Here is a 21,817-nt window from a genome sequence, read left to right on the forward strand (position 1 = left end):
GATGACTGAATCCACCCACACGGCGACCCACGCTCCGGCGCAAGCATCCGCCGGCGCCCCGGCGCAACAACTCAAGCGCGGCCTCAAGAGCCGCCACATCCAGCTCATCGCCCTCGGCGGCGCGATCGGCACCGGCCTCTTCCTCGGCATCGCCCAGACCATCCAGATGGCCGGTCCTTCGGTGCTGCTCGGCTACGGCATCGCTGGCCTGGTCGCCTTCCTGATCATGCGCCAGCTGGCCGAGCTGGTGGTCGAGGAACCGGTTGCCGGTTCGGTCAGCTACTTCGCGGACAAGTACGTCGGCCACATGGGGGGCTTCATCACGGGCTGGAACTACTGGGTGATGTACATCCTGGTCAGCATGGCCGAGCTGTCGGCGGTCGGGATCTACGTGCAGTACTGGTTCCCCGAAGTGCCGACCTGGGTCTCGGCGCTGGTCTTCTTCGGCGTCATCAATTCCTTCAGCCTGCTCAACGTGAAGGCCTTCGGCGAGCTCGAATTCTGGTTCGCCGTGATCAAGGTGGTGGCCGTGATCGGCATGATCCTGTTCGGCGGCTATCTGCTCGTCTCGAACACGGCCGGCCCGGAAGCCGGCGTGGCCAACCTGTGGCGCCACGGCGGCTTCTTCCCGAACGGCGTCAACGGGCTGGTGATGGCGATGGCCGTGATCATGTTCTCCTTCGGCGGCCTGGAGCTGATCGGCATCACCGCCGCCGAAGCGGACGACCCCGCGCGCTCGATCCCGCGCGCGACGAACCAGGCCTTGTGGCGCGTGCTGATCTTCTATATCGGCGCCCTGTTCATCCTGCTGTCGCTCTTCCCGTGGACCAAGGTGGTGCAAGGCGGCAGCCCCTTCGTGCTGATCTTCGCCGCGCTCGACACCCCGGCCGTTGCCACCGCGCTCAACATCGTGGTGCTGACCGCCGCCCTGTCGGTCTACAACAGCGGCGTGTATGCCAACACCCGCATGCTCTACGGCCTGGCCGCCCAGGGCAATGCGCCGCGCGCGCTGCTCAAGCTGACGAAGAGCGGCGTGCCGCTGGCGGCGCTGGGCGTATCGGCGCTGGCCACCGGCGTCTGCATCAGCGTCAACTACTTCCTGCCGGGCGAAGCCTTCGGGCTGATGATGGGGCTGGCCGTGGCGGGCCTGATCATCAACTGGGCGACGATCTCGATCGTGCACCTGCGTTTCCGCAGCGCGCGTGCGGGGCGCAAGACGGTGTTCCCAAGCCCCTTCGTGCCCTTCTCGAACTACCTGTGCCTGGCCTTCCTGGCCGGCATCCTGTGGGTGATGTACGAGACGCCGGGGCTGCGCGTGTCGGTGTACCTGATTCCGGCCTGGCTGCTGGTGCTGTGCGTGGGGTATGTGGTGCGGCAGCGGCGGGCTGGCGCGGCGTAAGCCGCGGGGATGCGAGCATGACGCGTGGAGTCCTGACTCCACGCGGCCTTTCGTGCGCTTGCCGATGCCGCGGCGCAGTATTCTGCAGGCATAGCAACAGCAAGCGGACAAGCCTGTCCAGAATCCATGACCACGCTCCGATCCGACGCCGCGCTGCGGCGCGACCAGATCCTCGATGCGGCCGACGCCGTGTTCGCCGAACGCGGCATCACCGCGCCGCTCGATCTCGTCGTGACCCGGGCCGGCGTGGGCCGGGCCACCCTCTACCGTAACTTCCCAGACCGCGGCGCGCTGGTCGAGGCGCTGTTCGAGCGCGCCCTGGCCGGGCTCGAAGCGCAGGCGGCTGGCAGCGGCCTGTTCGCGCTGGTCGAACTGGCCGCGCTTCGCCTGGTCGAGTCGCCGGCGCTGGCCGACTACTGGCGCGCGCTCGAGCCCAGCCATCCGGCGGCCAAGGCGGCGCGCGAGCGCCTGGCGCGCTGCTTCCGTGCACCGCTGGCGGCGGCCCTGCGCGAGGGCGCCTGCCGCCCGGACCTGCGCGCCACCGACCTGGTGCTCGTCTGCGGCATGCTCGGCGCCGCCCTGCGCGGTAGTACACCGCACCAGCGCCGCACGCTGGTGCGGCGAGCGATCGAACTGCTGGACGGCGGCCTCGCGGCCCCCGCGGGATCGCACTGAATGGCCCAGCTGCTCAAGCCCACGCCCGACTGGGAAGAACACGAAAAGCCCACCCTGCCCGGCTCGGCGTCGATGCCCTATCACCGTCCCGCGGTGCGCCTGGCCTATGCGCTGGTGGCCCTGCTGGTCGGGATCACCGGGGGCCTCGGCAACGCGCTGGTGTCGGCCAACCTGCCTACCATCCAGGGCCAGCTCGGCCTGACGCCGTCCGAGGCCACCTGGCTGCCGGCGGCCTACGTGATGGTCAACATCACGGTGAACCTGCTGGTATTCAAATTCCGCCAGCAATACGGCCTGCGCCTGTTCACCGAGATCGGCCTGGGCCTGTACGCCGCCGTCACCCTGCTGCACCTGCTGGTCGGCGGTTTCGGCAGCACAGTGGTGGTGCGGGCGGTCAGCGGCTTCGCCGGCGCGGCGGCCACCACGCTGTCGATGCTCTACATGCTGCAGGCGGCGCCGCGCGCCTACACCGGCAAGATGGTGGTGATCGGCGTCGGCATACCGCAGCTGGCCACCCCGCTGGCCTGGCTGCTCTCGCCCACGCTGCTGGTCTACGGCCAGTGGCACAATCTCTACCTGTTCGAGGCCGGCCTGGCATTGTGCTCGCTGGCGGCCGTGGTGGTGCTGAAGCTCCCGCCCGGCATGCACATCAAGGTCTTCGAGAAGGCCGACTTCCTCACCTTCGCGTTGATGGCGCCCGGGGCCGCAATGCTGGTCGCCGCGCTGGCCCAGGGCTATGCGCACTGGTGGTTCGACGAACCCTGGATCGCCTACCTGCTCATGGGCGCCCTGGTCCTGCTCGGCGCGGCGCTCTACATCGAGCACCACCGCGAGAACCCGCTGATCCAGACGCGCTGGCTGGCCACGCCCACCATGCTGCGCTTCATCGTCGGCGCCTTCCTGATCCGTTTCCTCACCTCCGAGCAGACCTTCGGCGCGGTGGGCCTGCTGCGCGCGCTCGGCATGGGCCCCGACCAGATGCAGCCGCTCTTCGCCGTGGTGCTGGCCGGGACTGTCTTCGGCATGCTCGCCAGCGCGCTTACCTTCAGCCCGAAGACCCTGATCCCGCAGATCCTGGTGGCCATCGTCCTGATCGGCAGCGCGGCCATCCTCGACTACGGGCGCACCAGCCTGGACAGGCCGCAGGACTTCTTCCTTAGCCAGTTCCTGATCGCGGCCGGCAGCGGCATGTTCATGGGGCCGCTGGTGCTGCTCGGGATCTTCCAGGCGCTCAAGTTCGGCGCCAACTACGTCATCACCTTCACCGTGGTGCTGTCGATGACCCAGACCCTGGGCGCCCTGACCGGCTCGGCCCTGCTGAGCACCTACCAGCTGCACCGCGAACAGGTGTATTCGAGCGAACTGGTAGCCCATATCAACCCCGCCGATCCGCAGGTGGCGGCGCGCCTGCGCATGCAGGAACGGGTCTACGGCGCCGTCATCGCCGATCCGGTGCAGCGCGCCGCGCAAGGCACGGCGCTGCTGGCCCAGGTTGCACGCCGCGAAGCGAACGTGCGGGCCTTCAACGACGTGTTCGCGCTGAGCGGCCTGCTCGCCATGGCCTTCCTGTGCTGGTCCCTGTTCGTCGCGGTGCGCGCCGCCATCCGCGACCGCAGGGCCGCCGCCTCTCCCGACAACCCGGCGCGCTCGATCCGGCGCGCCTCCAACGCATGACCCCGACATGAACAGCCCGCCACCCCCGACCCGCGAAGAAACCGAGCAAGCCGCCGCCAACCCGCCGCCACCGGGCGACTCGGACGACGGCGCGCCGGCCGCTGCCGCAGCGCCTGCCGCGCAGCCGGCGCCGCCCCCAAAGAAGATCAAGGCCTCGCCCAGGTCGATCGCCGCGATGGCCGTCGTCGCCCTCGCCGGCATCGGCCTGATCATGTGGGCCTGGCACCTCGGCCCCTTCAACACCAGCCGCGTCTCCACCGACAACGCCTACGTGCGCGGCGCCATCACCGTGCTGTCGCCCCAGGTGAACGGCTACGTGACCGAGGTGCTGGTCAAGGACTACCAGTACGTCAAGGGCGGCCAGGAACTGCTGCGCATCGACGACCGCATCTATGCCGAACGGGTGCGCCAGGCCGAGGCCCAGCTGGCCAATGCGGTCGCGCAGTTGAACAATGCCGAGCAGACCCTGGCCCAGAACACGGCCTCGACCGGCTCCGCGCGCGCCAACCTGGCCGCCGCCCAGGCCGAGCAGGCCCGCGCCCGCGCCGAGCAGGCCCGGGTCGACGAGCTGGCCGAACGCGGTTCGGTCTCGCTGAACGAGCGCGACCGGGTGCGCACCTCGGCCCGCGTGGCCGCCGCCAACGTGCTCAAGGCGCAGGCCGAAATCGACATCGCCCAGCAGCGCAGCAAGTCCACCACGGTCTCACGCGGCGGCCTGGAAGCCCAGGTGCGCATGGCCGAAGCCCAGCTCGCGCTGGCGAAGATCGACCTCGCCAACACCGTCATCAAGGCGCCGCGCGACGGCCAGGTAAGCGAAGCCTCGGTGCGGCGCGGCCAGTACGTGACAGCCGGCTCCCAGCTGCTGTTCCTGGTGCCCGACACCCTGTGGGTGGTCGCCAACTTCAAGGAAGGCCAGACCTGGCGCATGCGCGTGGGCCAGCCGGCCAGCTTCGCTGTCGACGCCTTCGAAGGCGCGTCGCTGACCGGACACGTGGAGCAGATCGCGCCGGCCACGGGATCGGAATTCTCGGTGCTGCGGCCCGATAACGCGTCGGGCAACTTCACCAAGGTGGTGCAGCGCCTGCCGGTGCGCATCGCCATCGACCCGGACCAGGAGCTGGCCCGGCGCCTGCGGCCGGGGATGTCGGTGACGGCCGAGGTGGATACCGGTGCGGTGCCGCGCGAAAACGCGCGCGGGAGCGCCCGGTGAGACGGCGCGCCTTCAACGGACTGCTGGCGACGGCAGGCGCCGCGACCCTGTCCGGCTGCCTGCCGGCCCGACGTCCAGCGCCCGCCTTGGCCGAAGTATCGCCGCCCGCCGCCTGGCGCGAAGACCCGGCCGGCAGCGGCAGCGTCGACCCGCACTGGTGGCGCGCCTTCGACGACCCGGTCCTGGCCGCGCTGGTCGAAGCGGCGCTGGCCCGCAACAGCGACGTCCTGCTCGCCGCGGCCCGCGTCGACGAGGCGCGCGCGCAGGCGCAACTGGCCGAGGCCGCGCGCCTGCCAGCGCTGAACGGCGCGGTCGGGGTGTCGGCCGGGCGTGGCCTGGAAGCGACCGGCATCAGCCATACCCGGGCGCTGCAGCCGGCGCTGCAGGCGAGCTGGGAGGCCGACCTCTTCGGCCGCCTCCGCGCCCAGGTGCGCGCCGCCGGCCTTGCCTATCGCGCCAGCGCCGCCGAGCGCGATGCGGCCCTGCTGGCCGTGGCCGCCGCCACCGCGCAGAACTACATCGCCCTGCTGGCGCTGGACGCCCAGCTGTTCATCACCCGCGAGACGGTCGCGTCGCGCCGCGAGGCCCTGCGCCTGGCCAGCGACCAGGCCAGAGTCGGATACATTTCGCAGCTCCAGCTGACCCAGGCCCAGTCCGAATACGAGGCGGTGCTGCAGGCGGTGCCGGAACTGGACCTCGCCGTGCGGCGCCAGGAAAACGCCGTGCGCCTGCTGGCCGGCGAGCTGCCGGGCGCCGTCGCCCGGGGTCGTGGTTTCGCCCAACTGCAGCTGCCGCCGGTTCCGGCGGCCCTGCCTTCCCAGCTGCTGGCGCGCCGCCCCGACATCGCCCAGCGAGAACTCCTGCTGGCCGCCGCCGACGCCAGCCTCGCCGTGCGCCGCCAGGCCTTCCTGCCGCAGGTGACGCTGAGCGCGCAACTGGGCAGCCTGTTCGTCAATGCGCTCGATTACGACCCGGTGTCGGTGTGGAGCATCGGCGGCAGCGTACTCGCGCCGCTGTTTTCAGGCGGACGCCTCACGGCCCAGTACGAGGCGGCCGCCTCCCAGCGCGACCAGGCCGCCTTTGCCTACCGGCGCACCGTGCTCACGGCCTTTTCGGAGGTCGAGAATGCGCTGGCCGGCGTGCCGCGCCTGCGCGAGCAGGTCGCGCACGCCACCGAACGCCGGGCGATCCTGGCGCGCTCGCTCGGCTATGCGCGCGACCGCTACCAGGCCGGATATGCCTCCTATCTCGAGGAATTGGACGCCCAGCGCAATTTATACCGGGTCGAGCTGGATCTGGTTACGTTGCAGCGCACACAGCTCGATAACCTGGTGGTGCTGTACCGGGCGCTGGGTGGCGGGTGGTCCGGGGGCGGAGTTCCTTGATGCAATTCTGATAAGCGGACGTTTGCTTGATATCGCTTGTGTTACACCGAGGGCGTGGTACGGTTCCAGCGACTTTGGGTACCGGCACGGGCACGATACGCGAGCGATAACGATCACCGCGTGGACGGGAAACCCGTCCACCCTACGTTCGCGCTGACGGTAGGGTTGACGGCTTCGCCGTCCACGCGTCGATCGCCGGCATACGATCTGCCGCACCCCGTTCCGCCTTCCCCGATAACGCTCACTCCACTCCATGGAATGCTGCAAAGCACCACGAAAATACTTCCCTGCAGAGCACGTGCGGGGGCTTGCAGGATTTATCATTTCAGCTTGCCGCACATCACCTCACAAAGGAAACGCGCATTATGAGCCAGGGTAACCCTCTGTCGCTGCATGTCCCGGAGCCAACCGGCCGTCCGGGTTGCAAGACCGATTTTTCGTATCTCCAATTAAGTGCCGCCGGTGAAGTCCGCCGGCCGAACGTGGATGTCCAGTTCGGCGACACCGCCGACCTCGTCTCCTCCCTCATCCGCGTGCTCGACGACGAAGGCAATGCCGTCGGCCCGTGGGCGCCCGAGATCAGCGTCGACCAGCTGCGCTTCGGCCTGCGCACGATGATGAAGACCCGCATCTTCGACGCGCGCATGGTCATCGGCCAGCGCCAGAAGAAGATGTCGTTCTACATGACCTCGCTCGGCGAGGAAGCCATCGGCACCGCGCACTCGCTCGCCCTGAAGGACGGCGACATGTGCTTCCCGACCTACCGCCAGCAAAGCCTGCTGATGGCGCGCGAATACCCGATGGTCGACATGATCTGCCAGCTGCTCTCCAACGAGCGCGACCCGATGAAGGGCCGCCAGTTGCCGGTCATGTACTCGGTCAAGGAAAAAGGCTTCTTCTCGATCTCCGGCAACCTGGCGACCCAGGTGCCGCAGGCGGTCGGCTGGGCCATGGCCTCCGCGATCAAGGGCGACACGAAAATCGCCTCGGCCTGGATCGGCGACGGCGCCACCGCGGAATCCGACTTCCATACCGCGCTGACCTTCGCGCACGTCTACCGCGCGCCCTGCATCATCAACGTCGTCAACAACCAGTGGGCGATCTCGACCTTCCAGGCGATCGCTGGCGGCGAGAGCGTGACCTTCGCCGCCCGCGGCGTGGGCGCGGGCATCGCCTCGCTGCGCGTGGACGGCAACGACTTCCTGGCCGTGTATGCCGCTTCCTGCTGGGCCGCCGAGCGCGCCCGCAACAATCTCGGCCCGACCCTGATCGAATGGGTGACCTACCGCGCCGGCCCGCACTCCACCTCCGACGACCCGTCGCGCTACCGTCCGGCCGACGACTGGACCCGCTTCCCGCTGGGCGACCCGATCGCCCGCTTGCGCCAGCACCTGACCAGGCTCGGTGCCTGGTCGGACGACGAGCACGCCCGCGTGCAGGCCGAGCTCGAGGCCGAAGTCCTGGCCGCGCAAAAGGAAGCGGAACAATACGGTACGCTGGCCGATGGCCGCGTCCCGAGCGCGGCGTCGATGTTCGAGGATGTCTACAAGGACATGCCGGAACACCTGCGCCGCCAACGTCAACAATTGGGAGTGTGAGATGGCGCGCGATAGCGAAAGCAACGAAAAAGATCCGGTGACGGAGCCAACGACGACGCAGATGACCATGATCCAGGCCCTGCGTTCGGCCATGGACGTGATGCTCGGCCGCGACGACAACGTCGTGGTCTACGGCCAGGACGTCGGCTACTTCGGCGGCGTGTTCCGCGCCACCGACGGCCTGCAGGTAAAGTACGGCAAGCAGCGCGTGTTCGACGCGCCGATTTCCGAAGGCGGCATCGTCGGCACCGCGGTCGGCATGGGCGCCTACGGCCTGCGCCCGGTGGTGGAAATCCAGTTCGCCGACTACTTCTACCCGGCCTCCGACCAGATCGTCTCGGAAGCGGCGCGCCTGCGCTACCGCTCGGCCGGCGACTTCACGGCCCCGCTGACCATCCGCATGCCCTGCGGCGGCGGCATCTACGGCGGCCAGACCCACAGCCAGAGCCCGGAAGCCCTGTTCACCCACGTCTGCGGCGTGCGCACGGTCATGCCGTCCAACCCCTACGACGCGAAAGGCCTGCTGATCGCCTCGATCGAGAACGACGACCCGGTCATCTTCCTCGAACCGAAACGCCTCTACAACGGCCCCTTCGACGGCCACCACGACCGTCCGGTGGTCTCGTGGGCGAAGCACCCGATGGGCGAAGTCCCGGACGGCTACTACACCGTCCCGCTCGACAAGGCGGCGATCTTCAGGCCGGGCAATGACCTGACCGTGATCACCTACGGCACCATGGTCTGGGTCTCGGAAGCGGCGGCGATGGAATCCGGCGTCGATGCCGAGATCATCGACCTGCGCACCCTGTGGCCGCTCGACCTCGACACCATCGTCGAATCGGTCAAGAAGACCGGCCGCTGCGTGGTCGTGCACGAAGCGACGCGCACCAGCGGCTTCGGCGCGGAACTCGCGGCGCTCGTGCAGGAACACTGCTTCTATCACCTGGAAGCGCCGATCGAGCGCGTCACCGGATGGGACACCCCCTATCCGCACGCGCAGGAATGGGCGTACTTCCCCGGCCCCGACCGTGTCGGCGCCGCGTTCAAACGTGCGATGGAGGCAAAATAAGCATGGGTATTCACGTCATCAAGATGCCTGATCTGGGCGAAGGCATTGCGGAAGTCGAAGTCGTCGCATGGCACGTCAAGCCGGGCGACACGGTCAAGGAAGACCAGGTGCTGGCCGACGTCATGACCGACAAGGCGACCGTCGAAATCCCGTCGCCGGTGAACGGCACCGTCACTTCGCTCGGCGGCAAGCTGGGCGAGGCGATGGCCGTCGGCGCGGAACTGATCCGCCTGGAAGTCGAAGGTGCAGGCAACTTCAAGGGCGATAGCGCAGCCCCTGCCGCCCGCCCGGAACAGGCGACGACCGCCGCGCGTGCCGACGGCGGCGAAACCGTCGACGAGTTCATCCCGATCACGGTGGCGCAGCCGGAAACGGTGGTCACGACGGTGACCAGCGACGCAACGATAAAACCGGCCGCCGCGCCGGCAAAGGCCGCACCGCCGATGTCGCCGCCGCCATCGCATGGCGCTGTTTCCGCACCGGCCCACCACGGCCGCGCCCCCGGCGAAAAGCCGCTGGCCGCGCCCGCCGTGCGCCAGCGCGCCTGGGACATGGGCGTCGAACTGCAGTACGTGACCGGCTCCGGCCCGGCCGGCCGCATCACCCACGCCGACCTCGACGCCTACGTCTCGCGCGGCCAGGCGAAAGCCGCCGAAGGCGACCGCCGCTACGCCCCGCTGGAAGGCGAGCAGGCCATGCCCGTGATCGGCATGCGCCGCAAGATCGCCGAGAAGATGCAGGAAGCGAAACGCCGCATCCCGCACTTCACCTATGTCGAGGAAATCGACGTCACCGAACTGGAAGCCCTGCGCGTCCAGCTCAACGCCCGCTATGCCGGCAGCCGTCCGAAACTGACCCTGCTGCCGCTGATCATGCGCGCCGTCGTGCTGGCGATCCGCCAGTACCCGTCGGTGAACGCCCGCTTCGACGACGAAGCCAACATCGTCACCACCTACAACCCGGTCCACCTGGGCATCGCCGCCCAGACCGACGCCGGCCTGATGGTGCCCGTGGTGCGCAACGCCGAGGCGCGCGACCCGTGGTCGGCTGCAGCCGAGGTGGCGCGCCTGGCGGAAGCCGCGCGCACCGGCAAGGCCCTGCGCGAGGAGCTGACCGGTTCGACCATCACGATCACCAGCCTGGGCGCCCTGGGCGGCATCGTCACCACGCCGGTGATCAACCGTCCGGAAGTGGCGATCGTGGGCGTGAACCGCATCATCGACAAGCCCGTGATCCTGAACGGCGCCATGGTGGCGCGCAAGACGATGAACCTGTCGTCGAGTTTCGACCACCGCGTCATCGACGGCATGGTGGCGGCGCAGTTCATCCAGACCATCCGCGGCTACCTCGAGTGCCCGGCAACCCTGTTCGTGGAGTGAGCCGATGAATCTGACCACAACCCTGCTCGTGATCGGCGGCGGCCCCGGCGGCTACGTCGCCGCCATCCGCGCCGGCCAGCTCGGCATCAAGACCATCCTGGTCGAAGCCGGCCAGCTGGGCGGCACCTGCCTGAACATCGGCTGCATCCCCTCCAAGGCCATCATCCACGCGGCCGAGGAATTCGAAAAGGCGACCCACTACGCGGGCGACTCGCCGATCGGCATCTCGGCCGGCGCGCCGGCGATCGACATCGCGCGCACTGTCGGCTGGAAGGACGGCATCGTGAAACGCCTGACGGGCGGCGTCGGCGCCCTGCTCAAGAAGAACGACGTCCAGGTCATCAACGGCTTCGCCCGCATCCTCGACGGCAAGACGGTCGAGGTCAAGACGCCTTCCGGCGACCTGCAGCGCGTGCACTGCGAGCACCTGCTGCTGGCAGCCGGTTCGGAAGCGGTCGAACTGCCCTTCATGCCCTTCGGCGGCAAGGTGGTGTCCTCCACCGAGGCCTTGTCCCCGAGCGCCATCCCCGGCAAACTGGTGGTCGTCGGCGCCGGCTACATCGGCCTGGAACTGGGCACGGCCTACCGCAAGCTGGGAGCGGAAGTGACCGTCGTGGAAGCGGCCGAGCGCCTGCTGCCGGCCTATGACGCGGAACTCACCAAGCCGGTCGGCGCGGCACTGAAACGCCTCGGCATCGAGCTGCGCCTCGGTTCGAAGGTGCTGGGCCTGAACGCGGCCGGCGACGGCGTGCGCATCCAGGCTGCCGGCGCGGAAGCCGGCAGCGCCGAAGAGGTGCTTGCCGCCGACAACGTGCTGGTGGCCGTCGGCCGCCGCCCGCGTTCCGCCGGCTGGGGCCTGGAGTCGCTGCAGCTCGACATGAACGGCCGCGCGGTGAAGATCGACGACCAGTGCCGCACCTCGATGCGCAACGTCTGGTGCATCGGCGACCTCGCCGGCGAGCCGATGCTGGCGCACCGCGCGATGGCGCAGGGCGAAATGGTAGCCGAGATCATCTCCGGCAAGCGCCGCCACTTCCAGCCGAACGCCATGCCGGCAGTCTGCTTCACCGATCCGGAAGTGGTGGTAGTCGGCATGTCGCCGAGCGAGGCGCAAGCCGCCGGCATCGACGCGATCAGCGCCAACTTCCCGTTCGCGGCGAACGGACGCGCGATGACGATCGAGTCGACCGACGGTTTTGTGCGCGTGGTGGCGCGGCGCGACAACCACGTGATCCTCGGCTGGCAGGCCGTCGGCCGCGGCGTGTCGGAACTGAGCACGGCCTTCTCCCACTCGATCGAACTGGGCGCCCGCCTGGAAGACGTGGGCGGCACCATCCACGCCCACCCGACCCTGGGCGAGGCAGTGCAGGAAGCGGCGCTGCGCGCGCTGGGACACGCGCTGCATATCTGATCCATGCAAGTGGCGGGCTGGCGGACGATGTTGTCGCGCCGGCCCGCAATCCATCCCCGAACATCTATCACCCACGGAAATCCGGGCGTTTTCCCCGCATCGGATCGGCTTCGTCGCGCCGTTCTCCACTCCTTTCAGCCGCTTCCGCAAGCGCATCGGGAATACGGCGTCGCCTTTACCCGACAATGTAAATTGCAAGCGAATGTTACTAAAGCTTGCTTGCATTCAATCAAAACCTCCATACTTCGTTCCGCGCCACAATTGGCTTAGCAATCGTGCTTATTTCAAATGTGCGATAATGCGCACCGGCCAAAATTCGATTCTGGCCTTTCCCAATTATCCGTAATAAGAAGGTTATAACAATGTTCAAGAAAATCGCCGCCGCAGTCGCCCTGGTCGCCGCATCCGCAGGTGCATTCGCACAGGAACCGCCGTCGTTCTACGCCGGTGTCGCCGGTACCTCCACCGAGATCGACGGCTTCGACCGCGAAAGCGGGTACGGCGCCTTCCTCGGCTACAAGTTCAACCAGAGCATCGCCATCGAAGGCGGCTACTACCGCGTGGCCGATGCCGAATACCGCGTAGGCGCCACCCGTGCCGACCTGACCCTGGACCAGTTCGACGTCTCGGTCATCGGCACCCTGCCGCTGAGCAACGGCTTCGACGTCTACGGCCGCCTCGGCTACGCCCGCCTGAACGCCGAAGCCGAGATCCAGGGCTTCACCGGCAAGGAACACGATTCCAACGCCCTGTACGGCCTGGGCCTGGGCTATACCTTCACCCCTGGCGTCCATGGCCGCCTGGAAGTGCAGAAGCCTGCCAGCGACACCACCAAGATCGTCGCAGGCGTCGCATTCAAGTTCTGATTGGGCGCTGAACCATGCCGGTTCCGGTGATACCGGAACCTGCGCAAAAACCCGGGGTGCCGATGCGTCCCGGGTTTTTTATTATCCATGCCGAATATTTTTTAATATATATACATATTAAAGACATCCGGTCATGCATTGTCGGATTTATATTGCGGCTGGCATAATCCGCCCCCGCGAGAATCGCGCTTTCGCCGCAATCCGATTATGTATGCATATAAGGCTTTAATATGTTCAAACAATTTGGGGCGGCGGCTTGCCGCTTTTTTGCTGGCCGGCCGCCTGCGGGCCGTTTGACAGGGCGGCATTTGGCGCTAAGTTTGCACAGGGACCGCATCGCGGCGCCGGCCATGCCTGCCGGCACTTCTGGTCGCGGGGCCAAGCCGTTATAATATCCAGCTTCACAAACCGCCCAGCACCGTCCGGCCCAGACCATACAGATGCTCGTCAAGCTCGCACGCATTCGATCCACCCGCTTCGTCATGGTTGTTTTCCTGACGCTGGCGATGGTGTTTGCGCACTGGCAGGGCCTGTCGCACCGGATCGCCCACGCGTCGCAATACCCCAACGCATCCACTACCCTGGCGACCGGCACGCTCGCCGGTTCGCACCAGAAGGCCCTGCAGCACTCCTGCCTGGCCTACGACGCGGCCACGGTCGCGCCTGCCCTGCACACGCCGGCCTGCGGCGTCGGCATCCTGCCCGGCGCCCAGGTGCTGGCCCAGTGGGCCGCCTACGATTCCTGGGATGCCCCGTTCACGCCGTATTTTTCTTCCCGCGCTCCGCCCCTCGCCTGACTGCCCTGACTTCCTGACCCGCCTGCGCCGGCACGCCTGCGCACGCGCGTTCGCCCCATTCTTTATCTAGGAATTATCATGCACGTCCAGCGTACGCTCCTGGCGAGCGCGGTCCTGACCGCCCTCGCTCCCCTCGCATTGGCCCAAACCACCGGCGAGCCGGTCGCCACCGTCATCGTCACCGCCACCCCGTTCAACGCCGCCGAAGGCGACCAGATCCTGACCCCGGCCAAGGTGCTGGCCGGCCACGAGCTGCGCAGCAAGCTCGGGAGCTCCCTGGGCGAAACCCTGTCGAACGAACTCGGCGTCTCGGCCTCGGCTTTCGGCGCCGGCGCCTCGCGCCCGATCATCCGCGGCCTGGAAGGCAACCGCGTCAAAGTGCTGGAAAACGGCATGGCCGTCTCCGACCTGTCGGGCCTGTCGAACGACCATGCGGTGACCGGCGAGCCGGCCACGGCGCGCCAGATCGAGATCCTGCGCGGGCCGGCCGCCCTGCTGTATGGCTCGGGCGCGATCGGCGGCCTGGTCAACGTGGTGAACGAGCGCATCCCGACCGAACACCATGAAAAGCCGACCGGCGTGGTCGAGACCCGCTACAACAATGTCGACCACGGACGCGCCGTGTCGTTCTCGGGCGACGCGTCGGCCGGCAAGGTGGCGCTGCACGTGGACGGCAGCGGCCGCGAAGCGGGCGACTACCATGTGCCCGGTTCACCGCATGGAGACACCCTCCCGAATTCCTCCCTGCGCCAGCACACGCTCGGCGTCGGCGCCTCCTGGATCGGCGAGCGCGGCTACATCGGCGCCTCGGCCAGCTCGCTCGACAAGCGCTACGGCATCCCCGGCGGCGAAGGCGCGCAGATCGACCTCGAGCAGACCCGCTACGACATTGACAGCCTGCTCAATGCGCCCCTGCCGGGCTTCGAGACCCTGCGCTTCAAGGTCGGCTACAACGACTACGGCCACGTCGAGCTGAACGACGAAGGCGGCCCCGAGACGATCTTCGCCAACCGGGCGCTGGAAACACGCCTCGAGATGAAGCACAAGCCGGTCAAGGGCTGGACCGGCAGCTTCGGCGTCCAGACCGAGCACGCGCGCTTCTCGGGACTGTCGGCCGAGAGCGGCGAGTCCGCGACCGTGCCGCGCACCGTGTCCGACACCCACGCCGCCTTCCTCGTCGAAGAGCACGATTTCGGCGTGGCGCGCGTAAACGCCGGCGTGCGCGTCGAGTCGGTCAAGCGCGAACCGGAAGGCGCGCGCCGCCGCAGCTTCGACCTGCTGTCCTACTCGGCCGGCGCCATCGTTCCCCTCGCGCCCGGCTACAACGTGGGCCTGACCGCCTCCGTCGCCCAGCGCGCGCCGACCGCCGACGAGCTGTATTCGGGCGGCCCGCACGAGTCGACCCTGACCTTCGACATCGGCAATCCGGACTTCAGGAAGGAAACCTCGCGCAACATCGAGCTCTCCTTCCGCAAGACGACGGGCCTGCTGCGCTGGCAGGCGAACCTGTTCCAGAACCGCGTGCGCGACTTCATCTACGGCGAAGTGAGCGACACCCTGCTCGACGACGAGGGCAACCCGGGCGACGAACTGCGCGAGCGTACCTTCCGCCAGGCGAACGCCACGATCCGCGGCGTGGAGGCCGAGATCAGCTGGAACCAGGGCCGCGAAGGCCTGTCGCTGAGGGCCTTCGGCGACATGTCGCGCGGTGAGCTCGACGACGCCGGCAGCCTGCCGCTGCAGCCGGCGAAACGCCTGGGCCTGGAAACGGGCTACAAGCAGGGCGCGCTGCGCGGCGGCGTGTCGCTGCTGCGGGCCCTGAAGCAGGAGCGCCTGGCGGCCTTCGAGTCGACCCCGACCCCGGCCTACACCCAGCTCGACGCCAACCTGTCGTACACCCAGCGCTTCAGGCACACGGACCTGACCTGGTTCATCATCGGCAAGAACCTGCTCGACGAGGAAATCCGGATCTCGACCTCGGTGCTGAAGGACATCGCGCCCCTGCCGGGACGCAACCTGACGGTGGGCGTGCGCGCGGCGTTTTAAAATCCAGCGTTGGGTGGACGGCTCGTAATTCAGGCCCCCGGCCTGAGTTACTCCACGCGTTCAACGATTTCATGAACGGTCGCGACGGCTCACTCGCCGCTTGAACGCGTGGACGGCAAAGCCGTCCACCCTACAGTACTGCGGCGATGCAAAGCCCTGGCCTCGCTGCTCCGTCATCCCTGTACAATTGTGCAACACCTCCGCACAGGGACCCAATGGCCAACACCCCACGCATTCTCGTCCTGTACGCCCATCCGGAAGCGCACCGCTCGCGCATTAACAGCAGGATGGCGGACGCCGCCCGCGCGCTCGAGGGCGTGCTGGTGCACGACCTCTACGAAACCTATCCCGACTTCTTCATCGACGTGGCGCGCGAGCAGGCGCTGCTCGAACAGGCCGAGCTGGTCGTGTTCCTGCATCCGATCCGCTGGTACAGCATGCCCTCGCTGCTGAAGGAATGGGTCGACAGCGTGCTGCTGCCGGGCTGGGCCTACGGCCCCGGCGTCACGACCCTGCAGGGCAAGGGCTACTGGCTGGCCGTCACCACCGGCAGCCCGGAGAGCAGCTACCAGCCGGGCGAGCGTCACGGCCAGCCCTTCGACGCCTTCCTGCCGCCCTTCGAGCGGACCGCCGTCCTGTGCGGGATGCAGTGGTGGCCGCCGCACATCCTGCACGGCGCCAACGGCGCCCCGCCCGAAGCCATCGACGCCCATGTGTCGGCCTTCCGGGCGCGGCTCGCACAATTCCTGGACACGCCAGCAAAGGAAGCCCAGCATGGAGCATAGCCTCTTGACGAACGCCCTCGTCTACCTCGCCGCCGCCGTACTCGCGGTGCCGCTGGCCAAGCGCCTCGGCCTCGGCGCCGTGCTCGGCTACCTGCTGGCCGGGATGGCGATCGGTCCCTGGGGCCTGGGCCTGATCCGCGAGGTCGAGGACATCCTGCACTTCTCGGAATTCGGCGTCGTCCTGCTGCTGTTCCTGATCGGCCTCGAACTCGAGCCCGACCGCCTGTGGTCGATGCGGCGGCCGATCTTCGGCTGGGGCAGCGCGCAGGTGCTCGGGGTGGCCGCGGCCCTGTTCGGCGCGGCGCTGCTGGCCGGGATCGGCTGGCAGGTCGCGCTGGTCGGCGCGCTCGGCCTGTCGCTGTCCTCGACCGCGATCGCGCTGGCCACGCTGGGCGAGCGCAACCTGATGGGCACGCCCGCCGGCCAGGCCGGCTTCGCCCTGCTGCTGTTCCAGGACATCGCCGCGATCCCGATGATCGCATTGGTGCCGCTGCTGGGCGTGGCGGCCGCTGACAGCGCTGCCGGCGGCGACGACTGGATCCGCGCGGCGCGCCTCGCCGCCGTCGTGATCGGCCTGGTGGTCGGCGGCCGTTACCTGGTGCGCCCGGCCCTGCGCGTGATCGCCAAGTCCGGCATGCGCGAGATCTTCACCGCCTTTGCGCTGCTGCTGGTGATCGCCATCTCGCTGCTGATGCAATGGGTCGGCATGTCGATGGCGCTGGGCGCCTTCATGGCCGGCGTGCTGCTGGCCGATTCCGAATACCGCCACGCCCTGGAAACCGACCTCGAGCCCTTCAAGGGCCTGCTGCTCGGCCTGTTTTTCATCGCGGTCGGCATGTCGGTCGACTTCGGCGTGTTCGCGGCCAACCCCTGGCTGATCCTCGGGCTGGTGGTCGGCTTCCTCGCCATCAAGCTGGCGGTGCTGTTCGCGCTTTCCTTCCTGTTCCGCATCGCGCGCGGGCAGCGCTGGCTGTTCGCCTTCCTGCTCTCGCAGGGCGGCGAATTTGCCTTCGTGGTGTTCGGCGCGGCCGCCGCTGCGCGCGTGTTCACGCCGGAGGTCGGCTCCATCCTGGTGGCGACCGTGGCCCTGTCGATGGTGTCCACGCCCCTGCTGCTGCTGCTGCACGACAAGGTGCTCGAGCCGCGCTACCGCGGCCAGAACAAGCGCGAGGCCGATGCCATTCCCGAAGCCGAAGGCCACGTCATCATCGCCGGCTTCGGGCGCTTCGGCCAGATCGTCGGGCGCCTGCTGAACGCCAACCGCTTCAAGCTGACCATCCTCGACCACGACCCCGACCAGATCGAGCTGCTGCGCGGCTTCGGCTTCAAGGTCTTCTATGGCGACGCCACCCGCGTCGACCTGCTGCACGCCGCCGGCGCGGCCAAAGCACGCGCCCTGGTGCTGGCGATCGACGACATCGAGGACAGCCTGGCCCTGGTCGACGCCGTACGCGAGCACTTCCCGGACCTGCCGGTCCTGGCGCGGGCGCGCAACGTCACCCACTACTACCAGCTGATGGACCGCGGCGTCACCGTGATCGAACGCGAGACTTTCGAGGGCGCCCTGCAGCTCGGGCGGCGCGTGCTGTGCCAGCTGGGCTACGGCGCCTACCGCGCGCGTGAAGCGACCCTCAAGTTCCGCGAGCACAACAAGGCCAGCGTCGACGCCGTCTATCCCTTCTACAAGGACCGCGAACAGTACGTGTCGATGGCCAAGCGCGCCCGCGACGAACTGAACCAGATGTTCGCGCGCGACCTGAAGCGGTATGACAAGGATACCGAAAGCGGCTGGGATTGAGGGCGCCAGGGAGGGCTGAGCCTGTGTGGGTCCGGGCACGAGGTGGCGCTCGGCCGCGCGGCTCATCCCGCAGTCAGCGCGCGCGCCGGTAATGCATGGCGACCGCGCCATTGAGGAGGGGTGTGGCCGAGATCAGCTCGAGCTTGCGCGCGCCGGGCAATCCGGCCGCGTACAGGGTCGGGCCGTGGCCGGCGATCCGGGGGTGCACGAGCAAGCGATATTCGTCGATCAGGTCGAGCCGGTCGAGCTCGGCCGCCAGCTTGCCGCTACCGAGCAGCACGCCGTTCGGGGTCGCATCCTTGAGCTGCTGCACACTCGTACGCAGGTCGCCCGCGAGACGGTGGCTGTTGGTCCAGGCGAAGTCGGATCGGGTCGAGGACACCACATACTTCGGCTTGGCCTCGAGCTTGAGCGCCCATTCGCGCATCGCCTGCGGCGCCTCTGCGGTGCCGCAGGCGACGGCTGGCCAGTAGCTTTCCATCATCTCGTAGGTGACACGGCCCCACAGCATCGCTCCCGCCTCGTCCATGAGGCGAGTGAAAAAGGCGTGTGTCTCGTCGTCGGCGATGCCTTCGCGATGGTCGGTGCAGCCGTCCAGGGTGATGTTGATACTGAAGCTTAAGAGTCCCACAATGTCCTCCGTTCGAGAGCGCGCGACGGGCCGCTCGCCGATGTCCAGCTCGACGATCGCGGACCTCCAGGGAGCCGGCCGGCCGCGCATGGCCGCAATGGCCCAGTGTAGGATCTGCCTGCCCCGTTAGCAACCGGCAGCTCCTGTCCAGCGCTCCAGGCTGTCGGCTTGCTCGAAGAATCCAGTTGGCATATTTGTGTACAATGCAACGTTTCCCCCGCTGGACGAATCGTGAACAGAAGACACAGCCAATATGCGTTCCTGGACAATGGCGGCAAGTCCGGCCAGCGCATCCGCGACACGGACTGGTCTGCGCATCCGGTGGGACCGGTCGACGGCTGGGAGCCGGCGCTGCGGACCGGCCTGGGCATCGTGCTCAGTTCGTCCTTCCCGACCTTCCTGGCCTGGGGCGAGGAGCTCGCCTTTTTCTTCAACGACACCTATGTGCCCATGCTCGGCCAGAGGTCCGAATGGGCGCTGGGCCAGCCCTATGCCCGCGTCTGGCCCGAAGTCTGGGACGCCCTATCGCCGACCCTGGCGCAGGTGCAGGCCGGCGAATCCTTCTTCTTCGAGAACTACGCCACCACGCTGGAGCGCAACGGCTACCCCGAGCAGGCCTGGTTTACCTTTTCGTACAGCCCCCTTCGCGACGAACTGGGCGAAGTCCGCGGCGTGATCTGCACCGTGGTCGAAGTGACCGACAAGATCGAAGCGCTGGCGCGCCACAAGGAAGCGGAAGAACGGCTGGCCATGTCGCTCGAAGCGTCCGGCAACATCGGTACCTGGTCGGTCGACCTCGAGACCTATGCCACCTATGTCGATGGCCGATTTGCGCGCCTGTTCCAGATGGACGCCGCACTGGCCCGCTCGGGCAAGGAACTGACGCGCTTTACCGACATGATCCATCCTGACGACCGGCCGCAGGTGCTCGACGCCATCAACGCCGCAATCCGCCAGGAGACGCTGTACGACATCGAGTACCGCATCCCGCAGCGATCGGGTGTCGACGCCTGGGTCAACGCGCGCGGAAAGGTCTATGCCGATCCGGCCACCGGCAAACGTCGCTTCGCAGGCATTGCGGTCGACATCAGCGAGCGCAAGACGGCTGAACTGGCGCTGCTGGCGACCGAGCGTCTCGCCACGGCGGCCTCGCTGCATGCCGAGGAAAGCCGGCGCCGGCTCGACGCCTTGCTCGAAGCTGCGCCAGTTGGCATCGTCTACGTCGACATGGAAGGCCGCTTGCTGATGTCGAATGCGGCCAACCGGAACATCTGGGGCGACTACGAGGCACCCGCCAACGTCGACGAATACGCCGGGTGGAAAGGCTGGTGGCCGAGCGACGGCAGGCGGCTCGTCCCCCAGGAATGGCCGGTCGCACGGGCGCTCGGCGGCGACGACACCAGCGAAGCCATCGTCGAAATCGAGCCCTTCGGCAGCCCCGGCGTGCGCAAGACCATCCTGGTGCGCGCCCAGGCCCTGCGCGACGCCTCCGGCGCCGTCGTCGGCGGAGTGGCGGCCAACATGGACATCACGGCCCAGGTCGCGGCCGAGCGGGCGCTCAAGGACAGCGAGCGCAAGTTCCGCAACATCACGAACGTGATTCCGCAAATGGTGTGGTCGGTCAATGTCGAGGGCACCGAGGACTACGTAAACGAGCGCTGGCATGCCTTCACCGGCTGCAGCCAGATCCAGTTCGCCGGCAACGGCTGGCGCCAGGTGATCCACCCGGACGACCTTCCCCAGGTACTGGCCGCGTGGAAACGCAGCTTCGCGGACAACACCCCGTTCGAGATCGAACACCGCCTGGTGCACCACGCGGACGGTTACCGCTGGGTGCTGAACCGCGCCCTGCCCTGCACCGACGCGCTCGGGACCGTCACCCACTGGATGGGCACCCTGACCGACATCCACGACCAGAAGGCCGGCGAGGAGGAACTGCGGGCGGCCGCGCGCCGCAAGGACGAGTTCCTGGCGATGCTCGCGCACGAGCTGCGCAATCCGCTCGCGCCGATCAGCAACGCCGCCCAGCTGATTGCCATGGCCAACCCGGCCGACAGGCGGATCCGCCAGTCGAGCGAGGTGATCACCCGCCAGGTGCGCCACATGACCGAGCTGGTCGACGACCTGCTCGACGTCTCGCGCGTCACGCGCGGGCTGGTGACGCTCGAGCGCGAAGCGGTCGGCGTGCGCGCGATCGTGCTGGGCGCGGTCGAACAGGCGCGCCCCCTGGTCGAGGCGCGCGGCCAGCAGCTCAGCCTCGCCCTCGAGGACGCGGACCTGTGCATCGACGGCGACCGCACGCGCCTGGTGCAGGTGGTGTCGAACCTGCTCAACAATGCGGCCAAGTACACGCCCCAGGGCGGCGCCATCGCGCTGGCGGTCCGGGGCCATGCGGGCCAAGTGACGATCGCCGTCGCCGACACCGGCATCGGCATCGCGCCCGACGTGCTTCCGCTGGTGTTCGAGCTGTTCACCCAGGCCGAGCGCACGCCGGACCGCTCGCAGGGCGGACTCGGGCTCGGCCTGGCGCTCGTGAAAAGCCTGGTGCAGCTGCACGGCGGGCAGGTCGAGGCGAAGAGCGAGGGCTTGGGGAAAGGGAGCACCTTCAGCATCACGCTGGATGTGGTCGAGGACCCGGCAGCGGCGCCGGCGCCGGACCCTGCGTCCGGCGAGGGCATGGGCGGCGCGCACGGCGGCAGGCGCATCCTGATCGTCGACGACAACGTCGACGCCGCCGAGTCGCTGGGCGACATCCTGTCGGCCTTCGGCCACACGGTGTCGACGGCCAACACGCCCCACGCCGGCCTCGCCTTTGCCGCCGGCGACTGGCCGGACGTGTTCATCCTCGACATCGGCCTGCCCGACATCGACGGCTACGAACTGGTGCGCCGCCTGCGCGCCCTGCCGGAGGCGCGCCCGGCCCTGTACGTGGCCCTGACCGGCTACGGGCAGGCGCACGACAAGGTGCTCTCGCTGAGCGCCGGCTTCGACCACCATTTCGTCAAGCCCGTGGATCTGGGCAGCCTGACCGCCGTGATCGACACGGCCGGGACGCCAGCAGGGCGCAACATGTAGGGTGGACGGGTTCCCCGTC

General features: G+C 68.1%; 16 protein-coding genes. 15 read left to right on the forward strand and 1 reads right to left on the reverse strand.

Going from position 1 to position 21,817, the window contains the following annotated elements:
* Position 1 precedes the first annotated feature (1 nt).
* The 14 genes from ACWCIA_RS13325 to kefC all read left to right on the forward strand — a co-directional run bounded on the left by ACWCIA_RS13325 (position 2) and on the right by kefC (position 18,092).
* Positions 2–1,399, forward strand: coding sequence for an amino acid permease (locus ACWCIA_RS13325; RefSeq protein ID WP_454163948.1), 1,398 nt, complete (start codon positions 2–4; stop codon positions 1,397–1,399).
* Between the two features lie 126 nt (positions 1,400–1,525).
* Positions 1,526–2,074 (forward strand): TetR/AcrR family transcriptional regulator, encoded by a 549-nt coding sequence (locus ACWCIA_RS13330; protein WP_454163950.1) that lies wholly within the window; start codon positions 1,526–1,528, stop codon positions 2,072–2,074.
* A complete protein-coding gene (locus ACWCIA_RS13335) occupies positions 2,075–3,748 on the forward strand; it encodes an MFS transporter (protein WP_454163952.1) in 1,674 nt (557 codons plus the stop codon).
* Between the two features lie 7 nt (positions 3,749–3,755).
* The gene (locus tag ACWCIA_RS13340) at positions 3,756–4,958 is read left to right on the forward strand and encodes an HlyD family secretion protein (protein WP_454163954.1); all 1,203 of its coding nucleotides are present in this window, start codon (positions 3,756–3,758) and stop codon (positions 4,956–4,958) included.
* Entirely contained in the window at positions 4,955–6,343 is a 1,389-nt protein-coding gene (locus ACWCIA_RS13345) for an efflux transporter outer membrane subunit (protein ID WP_454163956.1), read from the forward strand. The genes ACWCIA_RS13340 and ACWCIA_RS13345 overlap by 4 nt, the downstream gene beginning before the upstream one ends.
* Before the next feature lie 365 nt (positions 6,344–6,708).
* On the forward strand, positions 6,709–7,941 hold the full coding sequence (locus tag ACWCIA_RS13350) for a thiamine pyrophosphate-dependent enzyme (protein WP_454163958.1): 1,233 nt from the start codon (positions 6,709–6,711) through the stop codon (positions 7,939–7,941).
* A gap of 1 nt (position 7,942) precedes the next feature.
* The gene (locus ACWCIA_RS13355; RefSeq protein WP_454163960.1) at positions 7,943–9,010 is read left to right on the forward strand and encodes an alpha-ketoacid dehydrogenase subunit beta; all 1,068 of its coding nucleotides are present in this window, start codon (positions 7,943–7,945) and stop codon (positions 9,008–9,010) included.
* Positions 9,011–9,012: 2 nt separating this feature from the next.
* Positions 9,013–10,389 carry a dihydrolipoamide acetyltransferase family protein gene (locus ACWCIA_RS13360; protein ID WP_454163962.1) on the forward strand — a complete coding sequence of 459 codons (1,377 nt, stop codon included), beginning with the start codon at positions 9,013–9,015 and terminating at the stop codon, positions 10,387–10,389.
* A 4-nt stretch (positions 10,390–10,393) separates the two neighbouring features.
* Entirely contained in the window at positions 10,394–11,800 is a 1,407-nt protein-coding gene (lpdA, locus tag ACWCIA_RS13365) for a dihydrolipoyl dehydrogenase (protein WP_454163964.1), read from the forward strand.
* A 362-nt stretch (positions 11,801–12,162) separates the two neighbouring features.
* On the forward strand, positions 12,163–12,666 hold the full coding sequence (locus ACWCIA_RS13370) for a porin family protein (protein ID WP_454163966.1): 504 nt from the start codon (positions 12,163–12,165) through the stop codon (positions 12,664–12,666).
* Between the two features lie 440 nt (positions 12,667–13,106).
* Positions 13,107–13,463 carry a hypothetical protein gene (locus ACWCIA_RS13375; protein ID WP_454163968.1) on the forward strand — a complete coding sequence of 119 codons (357 nt, stop codon included), beginning with the start codon at positions 13,107–13,109 and terminating at the stop codon, positions 13,461–13,463.
* A 78-nt stretch (positions 13,464–13,541) separates the two neighbouring features.
* Positions 13,542–15,509 (forward strand): TonB-dependent receptor, encoded by a 1,968-nt coding sequence (locus ACWCIA_RS13380; RefSeq protein WP_454163970.1) that lies wholly within the window; start codon positions 13,542–13,544, stop codon positions 15,507–15,509.
* A gap of 215 nt (positions 15,510–15,724) precedes the next feature.
* Positions 15,725–16,294, forward strand: coding sequence for a glutathione-regulated potassium-efflux system oxidoreductase KefF (kefF, locus tag ACWCIA_RS13385; protein WP_454163972.1), 570 nt, complete (start codon positions 15,725–15,727; stop codon positions 16,292–16,294).
* Positions 16,284–18,092, forward strand: a complete 1,809-nt coding sequence (kefC, locus tag ACWCIA_RS13390) for a glutathione-regulated potassium-efflux system protein KefC (protein ID WP_454163973.1) — start codon at positions 16,284–16,286, stop codon at positions 18,090–18,092. Before kefF ends, kefC begins: the two co-directional genes overlap by 11 nt.
* Positions 18,093–18,165: 73 nt before the next feature.
* Here the strand turns inward: kefC and ACWCIA_RS13395 are convergent, their stop codons facing one another.
* Complete coding sequence (locus tag ACWCIA_RS13395; protein ID WP_454163975.1) at positions 18,166–18,723, reverse strand: dihydrofolate reductase family protein; 558 nt, start codon at positions 18,721–18,723, stop codon at positions 18,166–18,168.
* A gap of 231 nt (positions 18,724–18,954) precedes the next feature.
* On the opposite strand from ACWCIA_RS13395, the gene ACWCIA_RS13400 reads away from it, so the two are divergent.
* Positions 18,955–21,798: a hybrid sensor histidine kinase/response regulator gene (locus tag ACWCIA_RS13400; RefSeq protein WP_454163977.1), complete on the forward strand. Its 2,844-nt coding sequence runs from the start codon at positions 18,955–18,957 to the stop codon at positions 21,796–21,798.
* Positions 21,799–21,817 lie beyond the last annotated feature (19 nt).

Source organism: Massilia sp. SYSU DXS3249, assembly GCF_053668055.1.